The organism is Actinoplanes sp. NBC_00393, assembly GCF_036053395.1.
GTDB lineage: Bacteria > Actinomycetota > Actinomycetes > Mycobacteriales > Micromonosporaceae > Actinoplanes.
Genome location: NZ_CP107942.1, coordinates 9,275,895 through 9,291,840, shown reverse-complemented (window position 1 = coordinate 9,291,840; position 15,946 = coordinate 9,275,895). Strand labels below are relative to the sequence as shown.

The window sequence follows — 15,946 nt, the reverse complement described above, 5'->3', positions numbered from 1 at the left end:
CCCACGAGCCGCCACCCAGACACGTCTCACCGCCCTCAAAACACGTCTGACAGGCGGCCGCCACCCCCGAGCCGCCACCCAGACACGTCTCACCGCCCTCAAAACACGTCTGACAGGCGGCCGCCACCCACGAGCCGCCACCCAGACACGTTTGCCGCGCTGGAGACATGTCGGACGGGCGGCTCGCGCACACCAGCCGCCCGGTATGCACGTTCGCACGCACCATTCCGGCCAGCTCTGCAAGATCGAGGAGGAGGAGGAGGCGGCGGCGGAGGCCAGGACGTGTGGCGGGCCGCGGGTGGCGGGTCGTGTCAGGGGGAGAGGCCGAAGGCTATGCCGTCGAGAATGTCGTGTTCGGAGGCGATCACCGAAGGCAGGCCGGAACGGGCCTGGATGATCTTCATGATCAGGGCGCCGGCGCCGATCACGTCGGCCCGGCCGGGGTGCATGACCGGCAGGGCTCGCCGCTCGGCGACGGTCATCTTCAGCAGGTCACGCGTCACCCGGGAGACGTCGGCGGCCTCGACCCGGCTGTGGTGGATGCGCGCGGAGTCGTACGCCGGAAGGTCGTGAGCGAGAGCGGTCACGGTCGTGACCGTCCCGGCCAGGCCGACCAGCGTCCTGGCTTCCTGGCCGGAAACGGCCGCCAAGGCCGTGTCGACGGCCGCCGTGATGTCCGCCTCCGCCGCAGCGATCTCGGCGGCGGTGGGTGGATCGGAGTGCAGATGCCGCTCGGTCATCCGGACGCAGCCGATGTCCATCGAGATCGCCCGCTCGACCGTGGTGGTGCCGGTGACGAACTCGGTGGAGCCGCCACCCAGGTCGTAGACCAGGAACGGCCCCTCGGCGTCGAGGCCCTGCACCGCGCCGAGGAAGGAGAGCTGGGCCTCCTCCTCGCCGGTGATCACCTCGGGATCGATGCCGAGCACGCCGCGGACCATGTCGCGGAAATCCTGCGCGTTCCTCGCGTCCCGGCTCGCCGAGGTGGCGCACATCCGGACCCGGGTCACGCCCAGCTCGGCGATCTCGGCGGCGTAGCCGAGCAGGGCCTGGCGGGTGCGTTCGATCGCGGCCGGAGCCAGCAGACCGGTACGGTCGACGCCCTCCCCCAGCCGGACGATCTCCATCCGGCGGGCGACGTCGACCAGCTCGTCCCCGTTGACGTCAGCGATCAGCAGGCGGATCGCGTTGGTCCCACAGTCGATCGCGGCGACTCTCATAGGTGCAACAACATCCTTGTGTTCCCGAGGGTGTTCGGCTTGACCCGCTCCAGATCGAGGAACTCGGCGACACCCTCGTCGTACGAGCGAAGCAGTTGCTCGTAGACCGAGTGCGGAACCGGCGCCCCGTCGATCTCGGTAAACCCGAACGAGCCGAAGAACCGGGTCTCGAAGGTGAGGCAGAAGACCCGGGCCACGCCGAGCTCCCGCGCCTGCTCGATGAGGGCGGCGACGATCCGGTGGCCGATCTTCTGACCGCGCCGAGCGGGGTCGACGGCGACCGTGCGGATCTCCGCGAGGTCCTCCCACATCACGTGCAGGGCGCCGCAGCCGACCACCTGATCGTCCTCGTCGGCCGCCACCCAGAACTCCTGGACGGCCTCGTAGAGGGTGACCGTCGCCTTGCTGAGCAGCCGGCGATCGGTGGTGTAGGTGTCCACCAGCGCCCGGATCGCTTTGACATCGGTGGTGCGCGCCCGCCGGACGATCATCGGTTCACACAGGATCCGCCGGACCAGTACGGCCCGATCGCGTCGCGGACCTCGTCGCCGAACGGGTTCACCCCGGGGCCGGCCGCCAGCGCGTGGCCAAGGTGGACGTGCAGGCACTTCACCCGGTCGGGCATCCCGCCCGCGCTCACCTTGGCGATCTCCGGAACGTCCTCGATGGCGGTTCGCCGGTCCAGGTAGTCCTGGTGTGCTTCGGCGTACCGTTTGGCCAGCTCGGGGTCGGTGCTCAGGCGTTCCTGCATGTCGCGCATGACGCCGGCGGACTCCAGCCGGCTGCACGCCGCGGTGGCATGCGGACAGGTCAGGTAGAACAGCGTGGGGAACGGGGTGCCGTCGTCGAGGCGCGGCGCGGTCTCCACCACGTCCGGGTTGCCGCACGGGCAGCGGTGCGCGACCGCCCTGGTGCCACGCGGTCGACGGCCGAGTTGGGCCGCGACAGCGTCGAGATCCTCGGGGGTTGGTGCTTCAGACATCAGTCAGCGGGCTCCGCATTCGCGGCTTGGACGCTGCTCCACAGCGTGTCGTACCAGCGGTCCGGAGCGGCCGCCGGCGCTTTCTCCTCGGCGTCGCGAGCGGCGCCAGCCGCATCGTAATAGACCAGCAGCGGCGTCTCGCCGGGGCGCACGTAGAAGAAGTTCTCCCGGGCCTGGATCCGCAGGTACTCCGGGTCGTTCCACTTCTCCAGCTCCTTGGCGGTGTCCGCGATCTTCGCCCGCTGGGCGGTCGCGGCCCGCTCCATCTCGGCGATCTGCGACTCCTGCTCCAGATACACCCGCAGGGGGTAGGTGTAGGCCAGCGCAAGGGCGACGAAAACCGCGATCAGGACAGTGGCCCGGCCGGTCAGGGCGCGCGGGCGGGGAGCGTCGGTGCGCTTGGCGGCCGGGCCGCCTTCAGACCTCGGGGTACGCCGGGACGCCGGCACCCGGATCGGCCCGGTGTTACGAACCCGTGTGGTCGACGAGGTCGACGGGCGGCCACCGGCACCCGCGCGCGGACCGGTGCGGCGGGCCGGGCCCTGCCCGCTCGGCATGCGGCGTTGCGTCAAATCCCTGCCCTCCCCACCGACCGTGGTGGCGCCCCGCCTGAGCGGGGCGCCGTTACTCCATGATCTGTCTGCTGGACGTCAGCCCGCGCGGTAACGCGGGAACGCGCCCGCACCGGCGTACCGGGCGGCGGTCTCCAGCTGCTCCTCGATGCGCAGGAGCTGGTTGTACTTCGCGACCCGGTCGGAACGCGCCGGCGCGCCGGTCTTGATTTGGCCGGAACCGACCGCCACCGCCAGGTCGGCGATGGTGACGTCCTCGGTCTCACCGGAACGGTGCGACATCATCGTCTTGAAGCCGGCCCGGTGGGCCAGGTCCACGGCGTCCAGCGTCTCGGTCAGCGAACCGATCTGGTTCACCTTGACCAGCACCGCGTTGCCGGCCGCCTCGGCGATGCCGCGGGCGATGCGCTGCGGGTTGGTGACGAACAGGTCGTCGCCGACGATCTGGATCTTGTCGCCCAGCTCGGAGGTCATCGCGCTCCAGCCGGCCCAGTCGTCCTCGGACAGCGGGTCCTCGATGGAGACGATCGGGTAGTCGGCGGCGAGCTTCGCGTAGTAGGCGATCATCTCGTCGGTCGACTTCGGGGCGCCCTCGAAAACGTACGCCCCCTCCTTGTAGAACTCGGTCGCGGCGACGTCCATGGCCAGCACGATGTCGCTGCCCAGGGAGAAGCCGGCAGCCTGCACGGCCTCCGCGATCAGGTCCAGCGCGGCGGCGTTGGCCGGCAGGTTCGGCGCGAAGCCGCCCTCGTCACCGAGACCGGTGGACAGGCCCTTCTTCTTCAGCACCGACTTCAGCGCGTGGTAGACCTCGGCGCCGCTGCGCAGGGCCTCACGGAAGGTCGGCGCGCCGATCGGGGCGATCATGAACTCCTGCACGTCGACGTTGGAGTCGGCGTGCGCGCCACCGTTGAGGATGTTCATCATCGGCACGGGAAGGAGCGCGGCGTTCGGACCGCCCAGGTAGCGGAAGAGCGGCAGCTCGGCGGAGAGCGCCGCGGCCTTGGCGACGGCGAGCGACACGCCGAGGATCGCGTTGGCGCCCAGCTCCGACTTGCCGTCGGTGCCATCCAGGTCGAGCATCTTCTGGTCGATGAGGCGCTGCTCACTCGCCTCGTAGCCGATCAGCTCGTCAGCGATCTTGTCCTCGATGTTGGCGACCGCCTTCTCGACACCCTTGCCGAGGTAGCGGCCCTTGTCACCGTCGCGGAGCTCGAGCGCCTCGAACGCACCCGTGGAGGCGCCGGAGGGAACCGCGGCGCGGCCGACCGTGCCGTCGTCCAGGCCGACCTCGACCTCGACGGTGGGGTTACCCCGGGAATCGAGGATCTCGCGGGCGACGATCGCTTCAATGGTGGCCATTAGTCGTGTCGCTCCCTAAAGAGTTGAACGTTATTCAGTTCCGGTCCGCGACCCTGCGGGCCGACCACGCACCTGAGCGTATCGAGTCGGGCGGTGACACGTTCGCGGGGCCGGTGAACTCTCCGGTCGCTATCCCTCAAACACCCGCCCGGACTGCCGAACCAGTGGGCACTATGACCAGTAGCCTGTTTCCCGCCGCCGGCACCCGCGTCGAGATGGACACCGGGGACGAACGCCTCTCGGAAGTCCGAGTGGTCCGGGTCACCGACGCTGCCGTGACACTCTCGCTAGCCCTGGACGACGTGCCACCGCTGGGGTCGTCGGTGACCCTGCGCTGGCCGGCCGTGCCCCGAGGGCTTTACGCCGTACGCGCCACGGTGGTCTCGCTGGACGAGAACCGGGCCGACTTCACGATCTCCACGACCCCGGTCATCGAGCAGCGGCGCATGTTCGTCCGTGGCGGCGGAGGCGAAAGCGTCCAGCTGGTCCGCGCCGACGCGCCCGAGTGTGTCGGGCTGGTCCACGACATCAGCGAGCGCTCGGTGCGGGCCCACTTCACGGACGTCGAGTTGCGGCCGGGGCAGGAGATGACCCTGCGGGTGCAACTCGACGGGGAGGTGGTGGAGTTCCCGGCCACCGCCCTGCGGGTCAGCGCGATCCGGCAGCAGGTGCCGGTCCGCGGCCCGGTCGTGGTGGAGATGGTGGCAATCTTCGAGCAGGACGAACGCCAGGCAAAAATCATCAGACGGTACGTCCTACGCCAGCAGGTCGCCCGCGCCCGCGTGGCGGCGCTGGCCGCATCCGACGCCCTCACCGCCGTCTGAGCCCCGCGCCGGTTAACTCGATTGCACGGTGTCGGCGGGTGCGCAAGGGTGAGCCTCGTGCCCGCCTTCCCGCTTCACGCGACCGCGCGGCCCCGCCGCGTATCCGCCGGCACCATCCTGACCGCCACCCTGTTGATCATGGTCACCACCTCGTGCACGGACCTGGACCAGGCGAGCGCCGCCGGCAGCACCCGCCAGGACCTGGCCGCCGAGATGGCCACCCAGCTGGCCGGGACGTCAGCACTGACTTACACAGCGACATACCGCCTACCCGGCGGCGCAACGGCCCGCGCAGCGCGGCGCACAGATCCCCTGCGCACCGCGTATGTGTATCCCTCCGGCCGCATGATCACCACGTCCTCCACCATCACGGAGTGCACCCGGCCGGCGGACAAGCTGGTCTGTACCACCACCGACCCAGGCAGCGCCGGCAACCAGCCACCCTCCGCGCAGCCGCCCGCCGCTCAGCTGCCCTCCGCCCAGCTGCCATCGGCCCAGTCGCCTGCCAGCCGGCTGCCCTCCGCCCAGCTGCCGTCGGCCCAGCTACCCTCCGCCCAGTTGCCATCGGCCCAGCAACCCTCCGCCCAGCTGCCATCGGCCCGGCCGCCTGCCACCCAGCCATCCGCCCAGCCCTTCTCTGGCCGGTCACCCGCCGCCCGGGTCACGGCCAAGCCGGCTTCACCCCGCTCCCTGCCGCCGACCTCCGGCATGGTGGAGCCGGAGGCCGTGCTCACCATGCTGGAGGACGCCTCGATCGACCCGGCCTTGGAGATCGAGCGGCAGGACACCACGCTCGCCGGCCGCCCAGCCACCTGCCTGCAGATCCGCGGCCCGGACAGCTTCCGCACCTGCGTGACGGTGGAAGGCATGCTGGCCAGCTTCACCGGCCACATCGACGGCGCCGCGGTGGAGATGGTGCTGGTCGAGTACACCGAAGAGACTGACGACCTCGACTTCACCATCCCGCCGAACGCCCACTTCGTCGACCGCCGCAGCAACTGATCCCGCCGCACCGCCTAGCCTCGCCCCGCCACCGGCATCCGCCCTCGCCAGGCCGCCTTGTCCGAGCCATGCCGCCACCGGCTTCCGCCCTCGCCAGGCCGCCGCCGGCTTCCGCCCTCGCCTGGCCACTCCGCCGTCGGTTCCACCCTCGCCGGGTCAAGTCACCGCCGCGAATAACCAGCGTGAACGTCGGCCGGACCAGCCCAGCCGTCGCCCAGCCAGGCCTCCAGCCTCGAATAACCAGCCTGAGCGACAGCCGGATCAACCCAGCCGTCGCCCAGCCAGGCCTCCAGCCTCGAATAACCAGCCTGAGCGACAGCCGGATCAACCCAGCCGTCGCCCAGCCAGGCCTCCAGCCTCCAATAACCAGCCTGAGCGACAGCCGGATCAACTCAGCCGTCGCCCAGGCAGCTCTTGGCCTCGGATAACCGGCAAGAGCGACAGCTGGGTCAGCCCCTGCCGCCGAGCCGTGGTTGAACATGGCTGCAGCTTGTAGCCGAGCAGCAGCAATTGCCTGTGCCCTTTCGGAGACGAACTACTGGACGGAAGCCTTATCGCTGGCCACGCCGTGAGCGGCAGGGCAGGGCCAGAACCCAGGCCGGGCCAGAACCCGGGCCGGAGACGACCCGCGGAAGGCCCAGCACCGAGTGGCGGATGCTGGCGACTCGCCGTGTTGGATCGGGTTTGGTCGTGGCTGCTGTAGGGACGGGCCTCGGGCTGCGGTCCAATCCGTGTCGAGCACGGCTGAGGCGGTCTTGGGCCGCGGCCGAACCCATCTCAGCCACGGCCGACGCGGACTCGAGCCACGGCCGACGCGGACTCGAGCCACGGCCGACGCGGGTTCCGACCGTAGTCGAAGTGGCTCGGCTGCGGACGGAGCGGGCGGGCTGCGGCCAGAGCGGGCTGGGGCTGCGGCCAGAGCGGGCTGGGGCTGCGGCCAGAGCGAGCAGGGGCTGCGGCCGAAGCAGGCTGGGGCTGCGGCCGGAGTGGGCTGGGCTGTGACGGGTGGGTCAGACGCCCAGCAGGGTGCGCAAGTGGCGGGGTGGCGGTGAGCCATGCGCCAGCATCGCGTCGTGCCAGGCTCGGGGGGTGGCGCCGAAGGGGCGGGCCGCTGCGATGGCTGCGACCTCGGTGTAGCCGACGAAGTAGGTGGAGAGCTGGGTCGAGGTGAGCAGCGCCCGCCGCCACTTGCCGGCGGCCTCGCCCTCCTCCTGGAAGCCGCGGCCGGTCATCAGGGACATCGCCTCGGACTCGGGCAGGCCGTCGCAGTGCGTGAGCTGGTCGATGATCGCGTTGAGGCTCATCCGCAGCTGCATCTTGAGCTGCTGGAGCCGGACCGGCAGGCCGCCGAAGCCGAGGCCGGTCATCAGCTCCTCCGCGTAGACTGCCCAACCCTCGACGAACGGGCCGGACCAGCCCAGCGCCCGCACGCGGGTCGCGGCCCGGAAACGACGGGAGTGGGCGATCTGCAGGAAGTGGCCGGGCATGGCCTCGTGCACGGTGAGATTGCGGAGCATCTCGTTGTTGTACTCCCGGTAGAAGCTGGCGATCCGCTCGGCGGGCCAGTCGGCGGGAGCCGGCGCGATGCAGTAGAAGGTGGGGACTTCCGCGGTCTCCAGCGGGCCGGGTGGGTCGCAGTAGGCCACCGCGACGCCGCGGGCGAACTCCGGCATCTCCTCGATGACGCAGGGATCGTCCACCAGCGACACGATGTCGTGCCGGCGGACGAACTCGGTGGCCTCGTCCATCGTCACCTTGGCCAGCCCGACGATGGACGTGTTGTCGGGGTGCTGCTCGGCAATCATGTTCAGCCCACGACGCACCGTCTCGTCGGTGGCCGGACCACCGACCAGCTCGCCGGCGGCTGCCCGCAGCTCCTCGCTGACCCGGTCGAGGTTGGCCCAGGCCCGGGAGAGCACCTCGGCGGCGGAGAGCTCGGTGTCCAGCGTGTGCCAGAGCCGCGCCTCCCAGAGCCGGCGGCCGAGTCGTGGGTCGCGGCCCGGCTCGCCCCGGTCGAGCAGCCCGCGCAGCCAGCCGTCGAACTCGCCCAGCGCCTCCAGCGCGGCAGCTGAGGCCGGCTCAACGACGTCGCGCATCGCGGGCGCGCCCGCGAGCATGGCGGGCACCTCGTCGCGGATCAGGGCGGCGGTGCCGGCGAACTGCCCGGCCGCGGTCTCGGCGTGGATCCGCGGCACGTCACGCAGGACGGCACGGGCGGTGGCGAGTGCGTCGGGGATCGCGGCGAGCCGGCCGGCCAGGCTCTCCAGCCGCTCCTCGACCGGGGCGAACGGCCGCGCGATCAGCCCGTGCAGCAGCGGCCCGGGATTGTGCTCCAACGGGTTCCACTCGTGCTCGCGCACGTCGCTCAGCTCGAAGAGGGCCCGCTCGACCTGCGCCGCCAGGATGGCGTGGTCGACCTGCTCCTCCGGGGCGAGCCCGTCGGCGTCGACCCCGCTGAGCGCGTCACCGGCGTCACGCAGCATGGCGAGCCGCCCGGCGACACCGGACGCGGACAGGTCTGGCAGGCGGTCGTCGAACCGGTGATCCCCCGCGTAGGACGCGGTCGCGGGATCGCTTTCCAGGAGGGCGTCGACGATGCGCTCGGCGAGCGGTACGAACTCCGGCATGCCGAAAAACCTACTCGGAGGGACCGACATTTTCCGCCGCACGCACCGCGTCCGCGTACCCGAGTGCGGTTCGGCGTAGCTCGGCCTCGGGATCGAGGCCCGCGGCGAGGGCCTCGGCGACCACCTTCAGTAGGACGGCGCCCAGGTCGTCAGGGTCCGGCAACGGTACGCCCACCCCGCCCCGTTCCACCCGCTGCAGAATCTTCGCCGCCAGAGCGAGCGCCGGCTGACTCAACGCGATCCCGTCGAGCACCGACTCCCGTTCCTTCTCCGCCTGCTTGATCCGCTCCCAGTTGGCCGTGATCTCCTCGAGGTCACGCACCTGCTCCCCCGCGAACACATGCGGATTGCGCCGCACCATCTTCTCGACCAGCCCACCGGCCACGTCGTCGATGGTCCACTCCTCGGCCAGCCGCGCGTGCAGCACGACCTGGAGCAGCACGTCCCCGAGTTCCTCGCGCAGCGCGTCGAGGTCGTCCGACTCGATCGCGTCGTACGCCTCGTAGCTCTCCTCCAGCAGATAGGGAGCGAGCGACTGATGCGTCTGTGCCTGCTTCCACGGGTCGCCACCGGGCGAGACCAGCCGGTCCATCACGGCGACCGCGTCGAGCAGCCGCGCGCCGGGCGGATCCCACGAGCCGTACATCAGCTCCAACTCGGCCAGCCCGGGCTCGCGGGCCAGCCGCAGACCCAGCTGCCGGGCGAACGCCTGGTCGCCGCCGGATCCGGCGAGCCAGACCGCGGCGGGTTGCCCGGCGATGGCATCGAGCAGGCCTTGCGCATCGGTGTCCAGGATGGTGACCGGCACACCGGTCACCCGCAGGGCTTCGGCCTGGTCACTGTCGGCGGCGGCGAAGACGGGGTACGCCCGGACGACATCCCAGGCCTCAGCGGTCAACAGCCCGGCCGGCAGTCGCGGCGAGGTGACCAGCAGGACGATCCGGGTGCTCAAGAGACGTCGGCCACCGGAACCGACTGGTCCTCGCCGAACTCGGCGCTGAGCAGGTCGAGACTGTTGGTGCCGTCGTTGACCTGCAGAAGATTCACCTCGTACGGCTGGTAGCGCGGGTTGACCTTGACCGAGAGGTCCTCGGCGGCCGCCTCGAGCTCGTCGCGCAGGACGGCCGCGGTGGCGACCACCTGCTTGTTCTGGTCGGTGACCTGCTCGGACTTCCAGGTCTCGAAGGTCTGCCCGGGCTGCACCCCGCCGTTCGCGGCCAGCGTGTCGTAGACGAGCCGCAGGTCGTCGTCGGCCGGCGGAGTGCTGGTCTGGACCTTCTCCATCAGCTGGTTGCGCAGGACGAGGTTGTCCACGTAGAGCCGCACGTACTGCAGGTCGGGCGGCAGCTGGATCTGGGCGGCACCCTCTTCGTACGGCATCTGCGCGGGCAGCGTGACCCCGTGCTGCCCGGCGACCTGCCCGAGAAGCTCCCGGGTGACCAGCGCGTGCACGACGTCGCCCCGGGTGAACGGCACCTGCACCGGCTTGGCCTGCTCACCCTCGGCCGGCGGCGCCGGGTTCTCGGCGAGCACGTCGTACGCCTCGTCCCAGATCTCCTGGACCTGCTGCTCGGAAACCCGCTCGGTGTCACCGAGATAGGCGGCGACGGTTGGCTCGGACCGGCAGGCGGCGAGCCCGCCCACGGTGAGAGACGCGACGACAACAGCGGTGGCGAGTCGGCGAGCACGCAGCATGGTCAGAACTGTCTCATGCGCAATGTGATGTGCGTCGCCCACCCCCTACCGCCCTGCCGCGGCCGGGGTGGGCACCTCGCCGAGGACGTCCTTGAGCAGCTGGGCGCACCACTGCAGAAGCTCCTGGTCACGCAAGGGTTCGCCGCCCACCCGGCGGGTGCTCGGCCGGGGGACGCTCACCTGGTCGTTGGCGGCCTTGTAGACCGAGTCCGGGTGGTAGCGCTTGAGCCGCATCTGTTTCGAGTCGGGCAGCGGCAGCGGGGAGAAGCGGATGTGCTTGCCCTGCAGGGAGACGTCGGTCAAACCGTACTGCCGGGCCAGCTGGCGGAAGCGGGCCACCGCGATCAGGTTGACGACCTGGGCCGGCGGCTCGCCGTACCGGTCGGTCATCTCGGCGATCACCTCTTCCAGGCGGACGTTGTCGCGGGCCTCGGCGAGTTTGCGGTACATCTCCAGGCGGAGGCGTTCGACCGCGATGTACTCCGTGGGCAGGTGCGCGTCGACCGGCAGGTCGATCTTGACCTCGGGCTCCTCCTCCGGGCGCTCGCCCTTGAACTGCGCGACCGCCTCGCCGACCATCCGCACGTAGAGGTCGAAACCGACGCCCTCGATGTGGCCGGACTGCTCGCCGCCGAGCAGGTTGCCGGCGCCGCGGATCTCCAGGTCCTTCATCGCCACATACATCCCCGCGCCGAGCTCGGTGTGCTGGGCGATGGTGGCGAGCCGCTCGTGGGCGTGCTCGGTGAGCGGCTTGTCGCGCGGGTAGAGGAAGTACGCATACGCCCGCTCGCGTCCCCGGCCGACCCGGCCGCGGATCTGGTGCAGCTGGGCCAGGCCGAGCAGGTCGGCGCGCTCCAGGATCAGCGTGTTCGCGTTCGGGATGTCGATGCCGGACTCGACGATCGTGGTGCAGACCAGGACGTCGAACTCCTTCTCCCAGAAGCCGACCATCACCTTCTCGAGCTGTTCCTCGCTCATCTGGCCGTGCGCCACCGCGACCCGCGCCTCGGGGACCAGCTCGCGCAGCTTGCGGGCCGCCCGGTCGATCGACTCGACCCGGTTGTGCAGGTAGAAGACCTGGCCGTCGCGGAGCAGCTCGCGGTGGATGGCCGCGGCGACCTGCTTCTCGTCATACGCCCCCACGTAGGTCAGCACGGGGTGCCGTTCCTCCGGCGGGGTGGCGATCGTCGACATCTCCCGGATGCCGGTGATCGCCATCTCCAGGGTCCGCGGGATCGGGGTGGCCGACATGGTCAGCACGTCGACCGACGCCCGCAGCGCCTTGAGCTGCTCCTTGTGCTCGACGCCGAAGCGCTGTTCCTCGTCCACGATGATCAGGCCGAGGTTCTTGAACCGGGTCGACTGCGCGATCAGCCGGTGCGTACCGATGACGATGTCCGCGGTGCCGTCGGCGGCCTGCTCCACGACGAGCGCTGCCTCTTTCGGCGTCTGGAACCGGGAGAGCTGCTTGATCTGGATCGGGAACTGGCTCATCCGGTCGGTGAACGTGTTGAAGTGCTGCTGGGCCAGCAGTGTGGTGGGCACCAGAATCGCCACCTGCTTGCCGTCCTGCACCGCCTTGAAGGCGGCCCGCACCGCGATCTCGGTCTTGCCGTAGCCGACGTCACCGCAGATCAGCCGGTCCATCGGGACGGCCAGCTCCATGTCGTGCTTGACCTCGTGGATGGCCGCAAGCTGGTCGGGTGTCTCCGTGTACGGGAAGGCGTCCTCCAGCTCCCGCTGCCACGGGGTGTCCGGCCCGAACGCGTGGCCCTGCGAGGCCTGCCGAGCCGCATACAGCTGGATGAGCTGGGCGGCGATCTCCTTCACCGCCTTCTTGGCCCGGGCCTTGCTCTTCTGCCAGTCGGCGCCGCCCATCTTGTGCAGCGAGGGCGACTCGCCGCCGACGTAGCGGGAGAGCTGGTCGAGCTGGTCGGTGGGCACGTAGAGCCGGTCGCCGGGCTGGCCCCGCTTGGAGGCGGCGTACTCAATCACCAGGTATTCCCGGTCGGCGCCGTTGACCGTGCGCTGCACCAGCTCGATGTAGCGGCCGATGCCGTGCTGCTCGTGCACCACGAAGTCGCCGGTCTTGAGCTCCAGCGGGTCGATGGTGTTGCGCCGGCGGGCCGGCATCTTGCGCATGTCCTTCGTGGACGCGCCGCGGCCGCCGGAGATGTCGTTGCCGGTGATCACCGCGAGCCGGGACGCCTCGTCGACGAACCCGTGGTTCAGCCCGCCGCAGGTGATCAGGATCTGGTTGTCCTCGATCGGCGACGAGATGGAGTCGACCGGGGTGACCCCGAGGCCGGCGTCGCGCAGCAGCTCGGTGGCCCGCTGCGCGGTCCCCTTGCCCTCGAAGACCAGGGCGATGGCCCAGCCCCGGCCGGCCCACTCCGACAGGTCGCCCGCCAGTTTCGCGGTGTCGCCGTGGTAGAGCGGGACCGGCTGCGCGGCGAGCGCCACCGCGTCGCCGAGGTCCGGTGAGACCTCGACCGACGTGGCGTCCTCCCAGGGGAGCGCGGCGGCGGGTTCCTCGACGGCCAGGCCGAACGGGGAGACCGTCCACCAGGGCTGCTTCAGGGTCGCGGCATGAGCGCGTACATCAGAGAGGGGCCGGAAGGCGACCGCGCCGACATCGATGGGGGCCTGGCCGCCGACGGCGGCCGCGGCCCAGGAGGCCTCGAGGAATTCATCCGAGGTACGCGTGAGGTCGTGCGCCCTCGTGCGGATCCGCTCCGGGTCGCAGAGCAGCACGTGCGTGCCGGCCGGCATGCAGTCGAGCAGCAGCTCCATGCTGTCCGTCCCGTCGAGCAGAGCGGGCGCCAGCGACTCCATGCCCTCGACCGGGATGCCCTCGGCCAGCTTGTCGAGGATCTCGGCCAGCTCGGGATGCTGCGCGGCGAGGGCCGCGGCCTTGGCCCGGACCTCCGGGGTGAGCAGCAGCTCGCGGCACGGCGGCGCCCAGAGCCGCTCCACCTGGTCGATGGTGCGCTGGTCGGCGACCGCGAAGGTGCGGATCTCCTCCACCTCGTCGCCCCAGAACTCGACCCGGGACGGGTGCTCGTCGGTGGGCGGGAAGACATCGAGGATGCCGCCGCGGACCGCGAACTCGCCGCGTTTGGTGACCAGGTCGACCCGCGCGTATGCCATGTCGGTGAGCCGGCGGGCGACCCCCTCCAGCTCCGCCTCGCGGCCCGCGACCAGCTCCACCGGCTCCAGGTCGCCGAGGCCCTTGAGCTGCGGCTGGAGCATCGACCGGACCGGCGCGACGACGACCTGCAGGGGCTGCTCGCCGGGGTGCGCCAGGCGGCGGAGCACGGCGAGCCGCTTGCCGACCGTGTCGGAGCGTGGGGAGAGCCGCTCGTGCGGCAGCGTCTCCCAGGACGGGTAGACGGCGACCCGGCCCGGCTCGATCAGGCAACCGAGGGCGTCGGCCAGGTCGTCGGCCTCACGCGAGGTCGCGGTGACGGCGAGCACCGGGCGCTGCGCCCCGCCGAACTCGCCGGAGCCGGCCACGGTGGCGACCACGAACGGCCGCAGCGAGACCGGCGCCGTGAGGTCGAGCGAGTCCGAGTCGACGAAGCCTTTGCGGGCCAGGTCGCGGGCACGGGCGAGACCACGGTCGCGCAGGGCGGCTGGGATCAGACCGGAAAGCTGCATGCGAGAAGACCCCCGAAGGCACGACGAACAACCCCGGACGCCCGAAGGGGGCGGGGGTATACGGAACAGCTTAGTCCGCCCCTCCGACACTTCCGGCTGGGCGCGTGTTATCGCACAGCATGTCCGACATGAGCGCGAAGGGGTCGTGAAGAGTGCCCGAACGTTGCGGAGCACATCATCCGGGGAGGCAACGTGCGGATCCTGCTGCTCGTTACAGCGTTCAACGGCCTGAGCCAGCGTGTCTGGTGCGCCCTGCGGGAGGCGGGGCACGAGGTGGGCGTCCTGCTGGCCACCAGCGGGCCGGAGATCGTCGACGGGGTGCATGCGGCCCGGCCCGACCTGATCCTCTGCCCGTACCTGAAGGACCGCGTGCCGGCGCAGGTCTGGCAGCACTGGCGGACGATCATCCTGCATCCCGGACCGGTCGGCGACCGCGGCCCGTCCTCTCTGGACTGGGCGATCAGCGAGGGACTGCCGGCCTGGGGCGTCACCGCGCTGCAGGCGGTCGAGGAGCTGGACGCCGGCCCGATCTGGGCCACCCGGACGTTTCCGCTGCCCGCGGCCCCGCCACGGAAGTCGGCGCTGTATACGGGGCCGGTCTCGGACGCCATGCTGGAGTGCGTCTTCGAGGTCGTGGCGAAGGCCGCCGACCCGATGTTCGTCCCGGTTCCGGCCGAGGACGCTCCGACCGAGGCGCCCGGCGCCCGTCCCCGGCCGCAGATGCGGCAGGAGGACCGGGCGTTCGACTGGTCCGAGCCGACCGACGTCATCCTGCGCCGGATCCGGGCCGCTGACGGGTCGCCCGGGGTGCTCACCGACGTGGGTGGGCTGGCGGCGTACGTCTACGACGCCCACCCCGGCCTGGCCCGCGGTGGCCGGCCGGGCGTGATCCTCAGCCGCCGCCAGGGCGCGGTCCTGGTCGGCACCGGCGACGGCAGCCTGTGGATCGGGCACCTGCGCCCGGCCGGTGACGACGGGATCAAACTGCCGGCCACCAGCGTGCTCGGCGCGCGGCTGCGCGGTGTCCCGCACGCGCCGGTGGGGCCGGAGATCGACCCGGAGGCGCCGTCGGCGTACCGGCAGATCCGCTACCGGCGTTCCGGGGCGGTGGGCTGGCTGCATTTCGACTTCTACAACGGCGCGATGGCGCCCGGGCACTCACGCCGGCTGCTGGCCGGGCTGCGCCACGCGGCCGCCCAGGACACCCGGGTGCTGGTGCTGCGCGGCGGGACCGAGGCATTCAGCAACGGCATCCACCTCAACGCGATCGAGGCGTCGGCCGATCCGGCCGGGGCGGCCTGGGCCGGCATCCGGGCGATCAACGAGGTGTGCCGGGAGATCATCACCTGCACCCGGCAGCTGGTGGTGGCGGCGTACGCGGGCAGCGCCGGAGCCGGCGGCGTGATGCTCGGGCTCGGCGCCGACGTGATCGCCGCCCGGGACGGGATCGTGCTGAACCCCTACTACGACATCGGCCTGTTCGGCTCCGAGCTGCACACCTTCACGCTGCCCCGGCGGGTCGGCGCGGACCGGGCGCAACGGCTGATCGACGAGCGGCTGCCGGTGAGTGCGAGCCAGGCGGCCCGGATGGGTCTGGTGGACGAGGTCGGGCCGCGGCACCCGGAGGCGTACGCGCAATGGCTCGCCGCCCTGGCCGAGCACCACAGTGACGTGCGCACCGCGCGCAAGCGACGCGCAGCGAAGGCGAGGCGGCTGGCCGCCGAGCGGATTCCGCTGGACGTGTACGAGACCCGCGAGCTGGCCGAGATGAGCCGGGACATCTACACCGACCGGTCCGGTTTCGCCGCCGCCCGCCGCGGCTTCGTCCGCAAGATCCGCCCGGACGGCACGCCGCGGCGACTGCTGCTGGCCGCGAACGCTGGACCGGCCACTGCAACCCGGTCCCGGGCCACGAACGCCGGGCCGGCCGCCGAACGACGACCTGCCCTTCGCCCAGCGGTCCCGGTGTCGGTGTCGGCCTGATCGATGAGTGTTCTGCGCA

The 15,946-nt window shown here is 71.1% G+C and carries 12 protein-coding genes; 3 read left to right on the top strand and 9 right to left on the bottom strand.

What is annotated here, in order from left to right; all coding sequences use genetic code 11:
• Window positions 1-311: 311 nt before the first annotated feature.
• The 5 genes from OHA21_RS43040 to eno all read right to left on the bottom strand — a co-directional run bounded on the left by OHA21_RS43040 (window position 312) and on the right by eno (window position 4,136).
• Window positions 312-1,220 carry a Ppx/GppA phosphatase family protein gene (locus OHA21_RS43040; RefSeq protein ID WP_328465235.1) on the bottom strand — a complete coding sequence of 303 codons (909 nt, stop codon included), beginning with the start codon at window positions 1,218-1,220 and terminating at the stop codon, window positions 312-314.
• Window positions 1,217-1,711: an amino-acid N-acetyltransferase gene (locus tag OHA21_RS43035; RefSeq protein WP_328465233.1), complete on the bottom strand. Its 495-nt coding sequence runs from the start codon at window positions 1,709-1,711 to the stop codon at window positions 1,217-1,219. The genes OHA21_RS43040 and OHA21_RS43035 overlap by 4 nt, the downstream gene beginning before the upstream one ends.
• A complete protein-coding gene (locus OHA21_RS43030) occupies window positions 1,708-2,202 on the bottom strand; it encodes a DUF501 domain-containing protein (protein WP_328465231.1) in 495 nt (164 codons plus the stop codon). The genes OHA21_RS43035 and OHA21_RS43030 overlap by 4 nt, the downstream gene beginning before the upstream one ends.
• Window positions 2,202-2,774 (bottom strand): FtsB family cell division protein, encoded by a 573-nt coding sequence (locus OHA21_RS43025; RefSeq protein ID WP_328465229.1) that lies wholly within the window; start codon window positions 2,772-2,774, stop codon window positions 2,202-2,204. Before OHA21_RS43025 ends, OHA21_RS43030 begins: the two co-directional genes overlap by 1 nt.
• Before the next feature lie 78 nt (window positions 2,775-2,852).
• On the bottom strand, window positions 2,853-4,136 hold the full coding sequence (gene eno, locus OHA21_RS43020) for a phosphopyruvate hydratase (RefSeq protein WP_328465227.1): 1,284 nt from the start codon (window positions 4,134-4,136) through the stop codon (window positions 2,853-2,855).
• Window positions 4,137-4,309: 173 nt separating this feature from the next.
• Here eno and OHA21_RS43015 point away from each other — a divergent pair, with 173 nt between their 5' ends.
• Together OHA21_RS43015 and OHA21_RS43010 are read left to right on the top strand one after the other, a co-directional pair.
• Window positions 4,310-4,960: a hypothetical protein gene (locus tag OHA21_RS43015; RefSeq protein ID WP_328465225.1), complete on the top strand. Its 651-nt coding sequence runs from the start codon at window positions 4,310-4,312 to the stop codon at window positions 4,958-4,960.
• A gap of 57 nt (window positions 4,961-5,017) precedes the next feature.
• A complete protein-coding gene (locus OHA21_RS43010) occupies window positions 5,018-5,962 on the top strand; it encodes a hypothetical protein (RefSeq protein ID WP_328465223.1) in 945 nt (314 codons plus the stop codon).
• Between the two features lie 1,010 nt (window positions 5,963-6,972).
• Here OHA21_RS43010 and OHA21_RS43005 read toward each other — a convergent pair.
• From OHA21_RS43005 to mfd, 4 genes are read right to left on the bottom strand one after another with little or no spacing between them, the layout of a single operon-like run.
• On the bottom strand, window positions 6,973-8,589 hold the full coding sequence (locus OHA21_RS43005) for a DUF885 domain-containing protein (RefSeq protein ID WP_328465221.1): 1,617 nt from the start codon (window positions 8,587-8,589) through the stop codon (window positions 6,973-6,975).
• 10 nt (window positions 8,590-8,599) lie between these two features.
• Window positions 8,600-9,541: a MazG family protein gene (locus OHA21_RS43000; protein ID WP_328465219.1), complete on the bottom strand. Its 942-nt coding sequence runs from the start codon at window positions 9,539-9,541 to the stop codon at window positions 8,600-8,602.
• Window positions 9,538-10,284, bottom strand: a complete 747-nt coding sequence (locus OHA21_RS42995; RefSeq protein WP_328465217.1) for a hypothetical protein — start codon at window positions 10,282-10,284, stop codon at window positions 9,538-9,540. Before OHA21_RS42995 ends, OHA21_RS43000 begins: the two co-directional genes overlap by 4 nt.
• 45 nt (window positions 10,285-10,329) lie before the next feature.
• Window positions 10,330-13,944, bottom strand: a complete 3,615-nt coding sequence (gene mfd, locus OHA21_RS42990; RefSeq protein ID WP_328465215.1) for a transcription-repair coupling factor — start codon at window positions 13,942-13,944, stop codon at window positions 10,330-10,332.
• A 192-nt stretch (window positions 13,945-14,136) separates the two neighbouring features.
• On the opposite strand from mfd, the gene OHA21_RS42985 reads away from it, so the two are divergent.
• Window positions 14,137-15,927 (top strand): hydrogenase maturation protein, encoded by a 1,791-nt coding sequence (locus tag OHA21_RS42985; protein WP_328465214.1) that lies wholly within the window; start codon window positions 14,137-14,139, stop codon window positions 15,925-15,927.
• The last annotated feature ends 19 nt before the right edge of the window (window positions 15,928-15,946 follow it).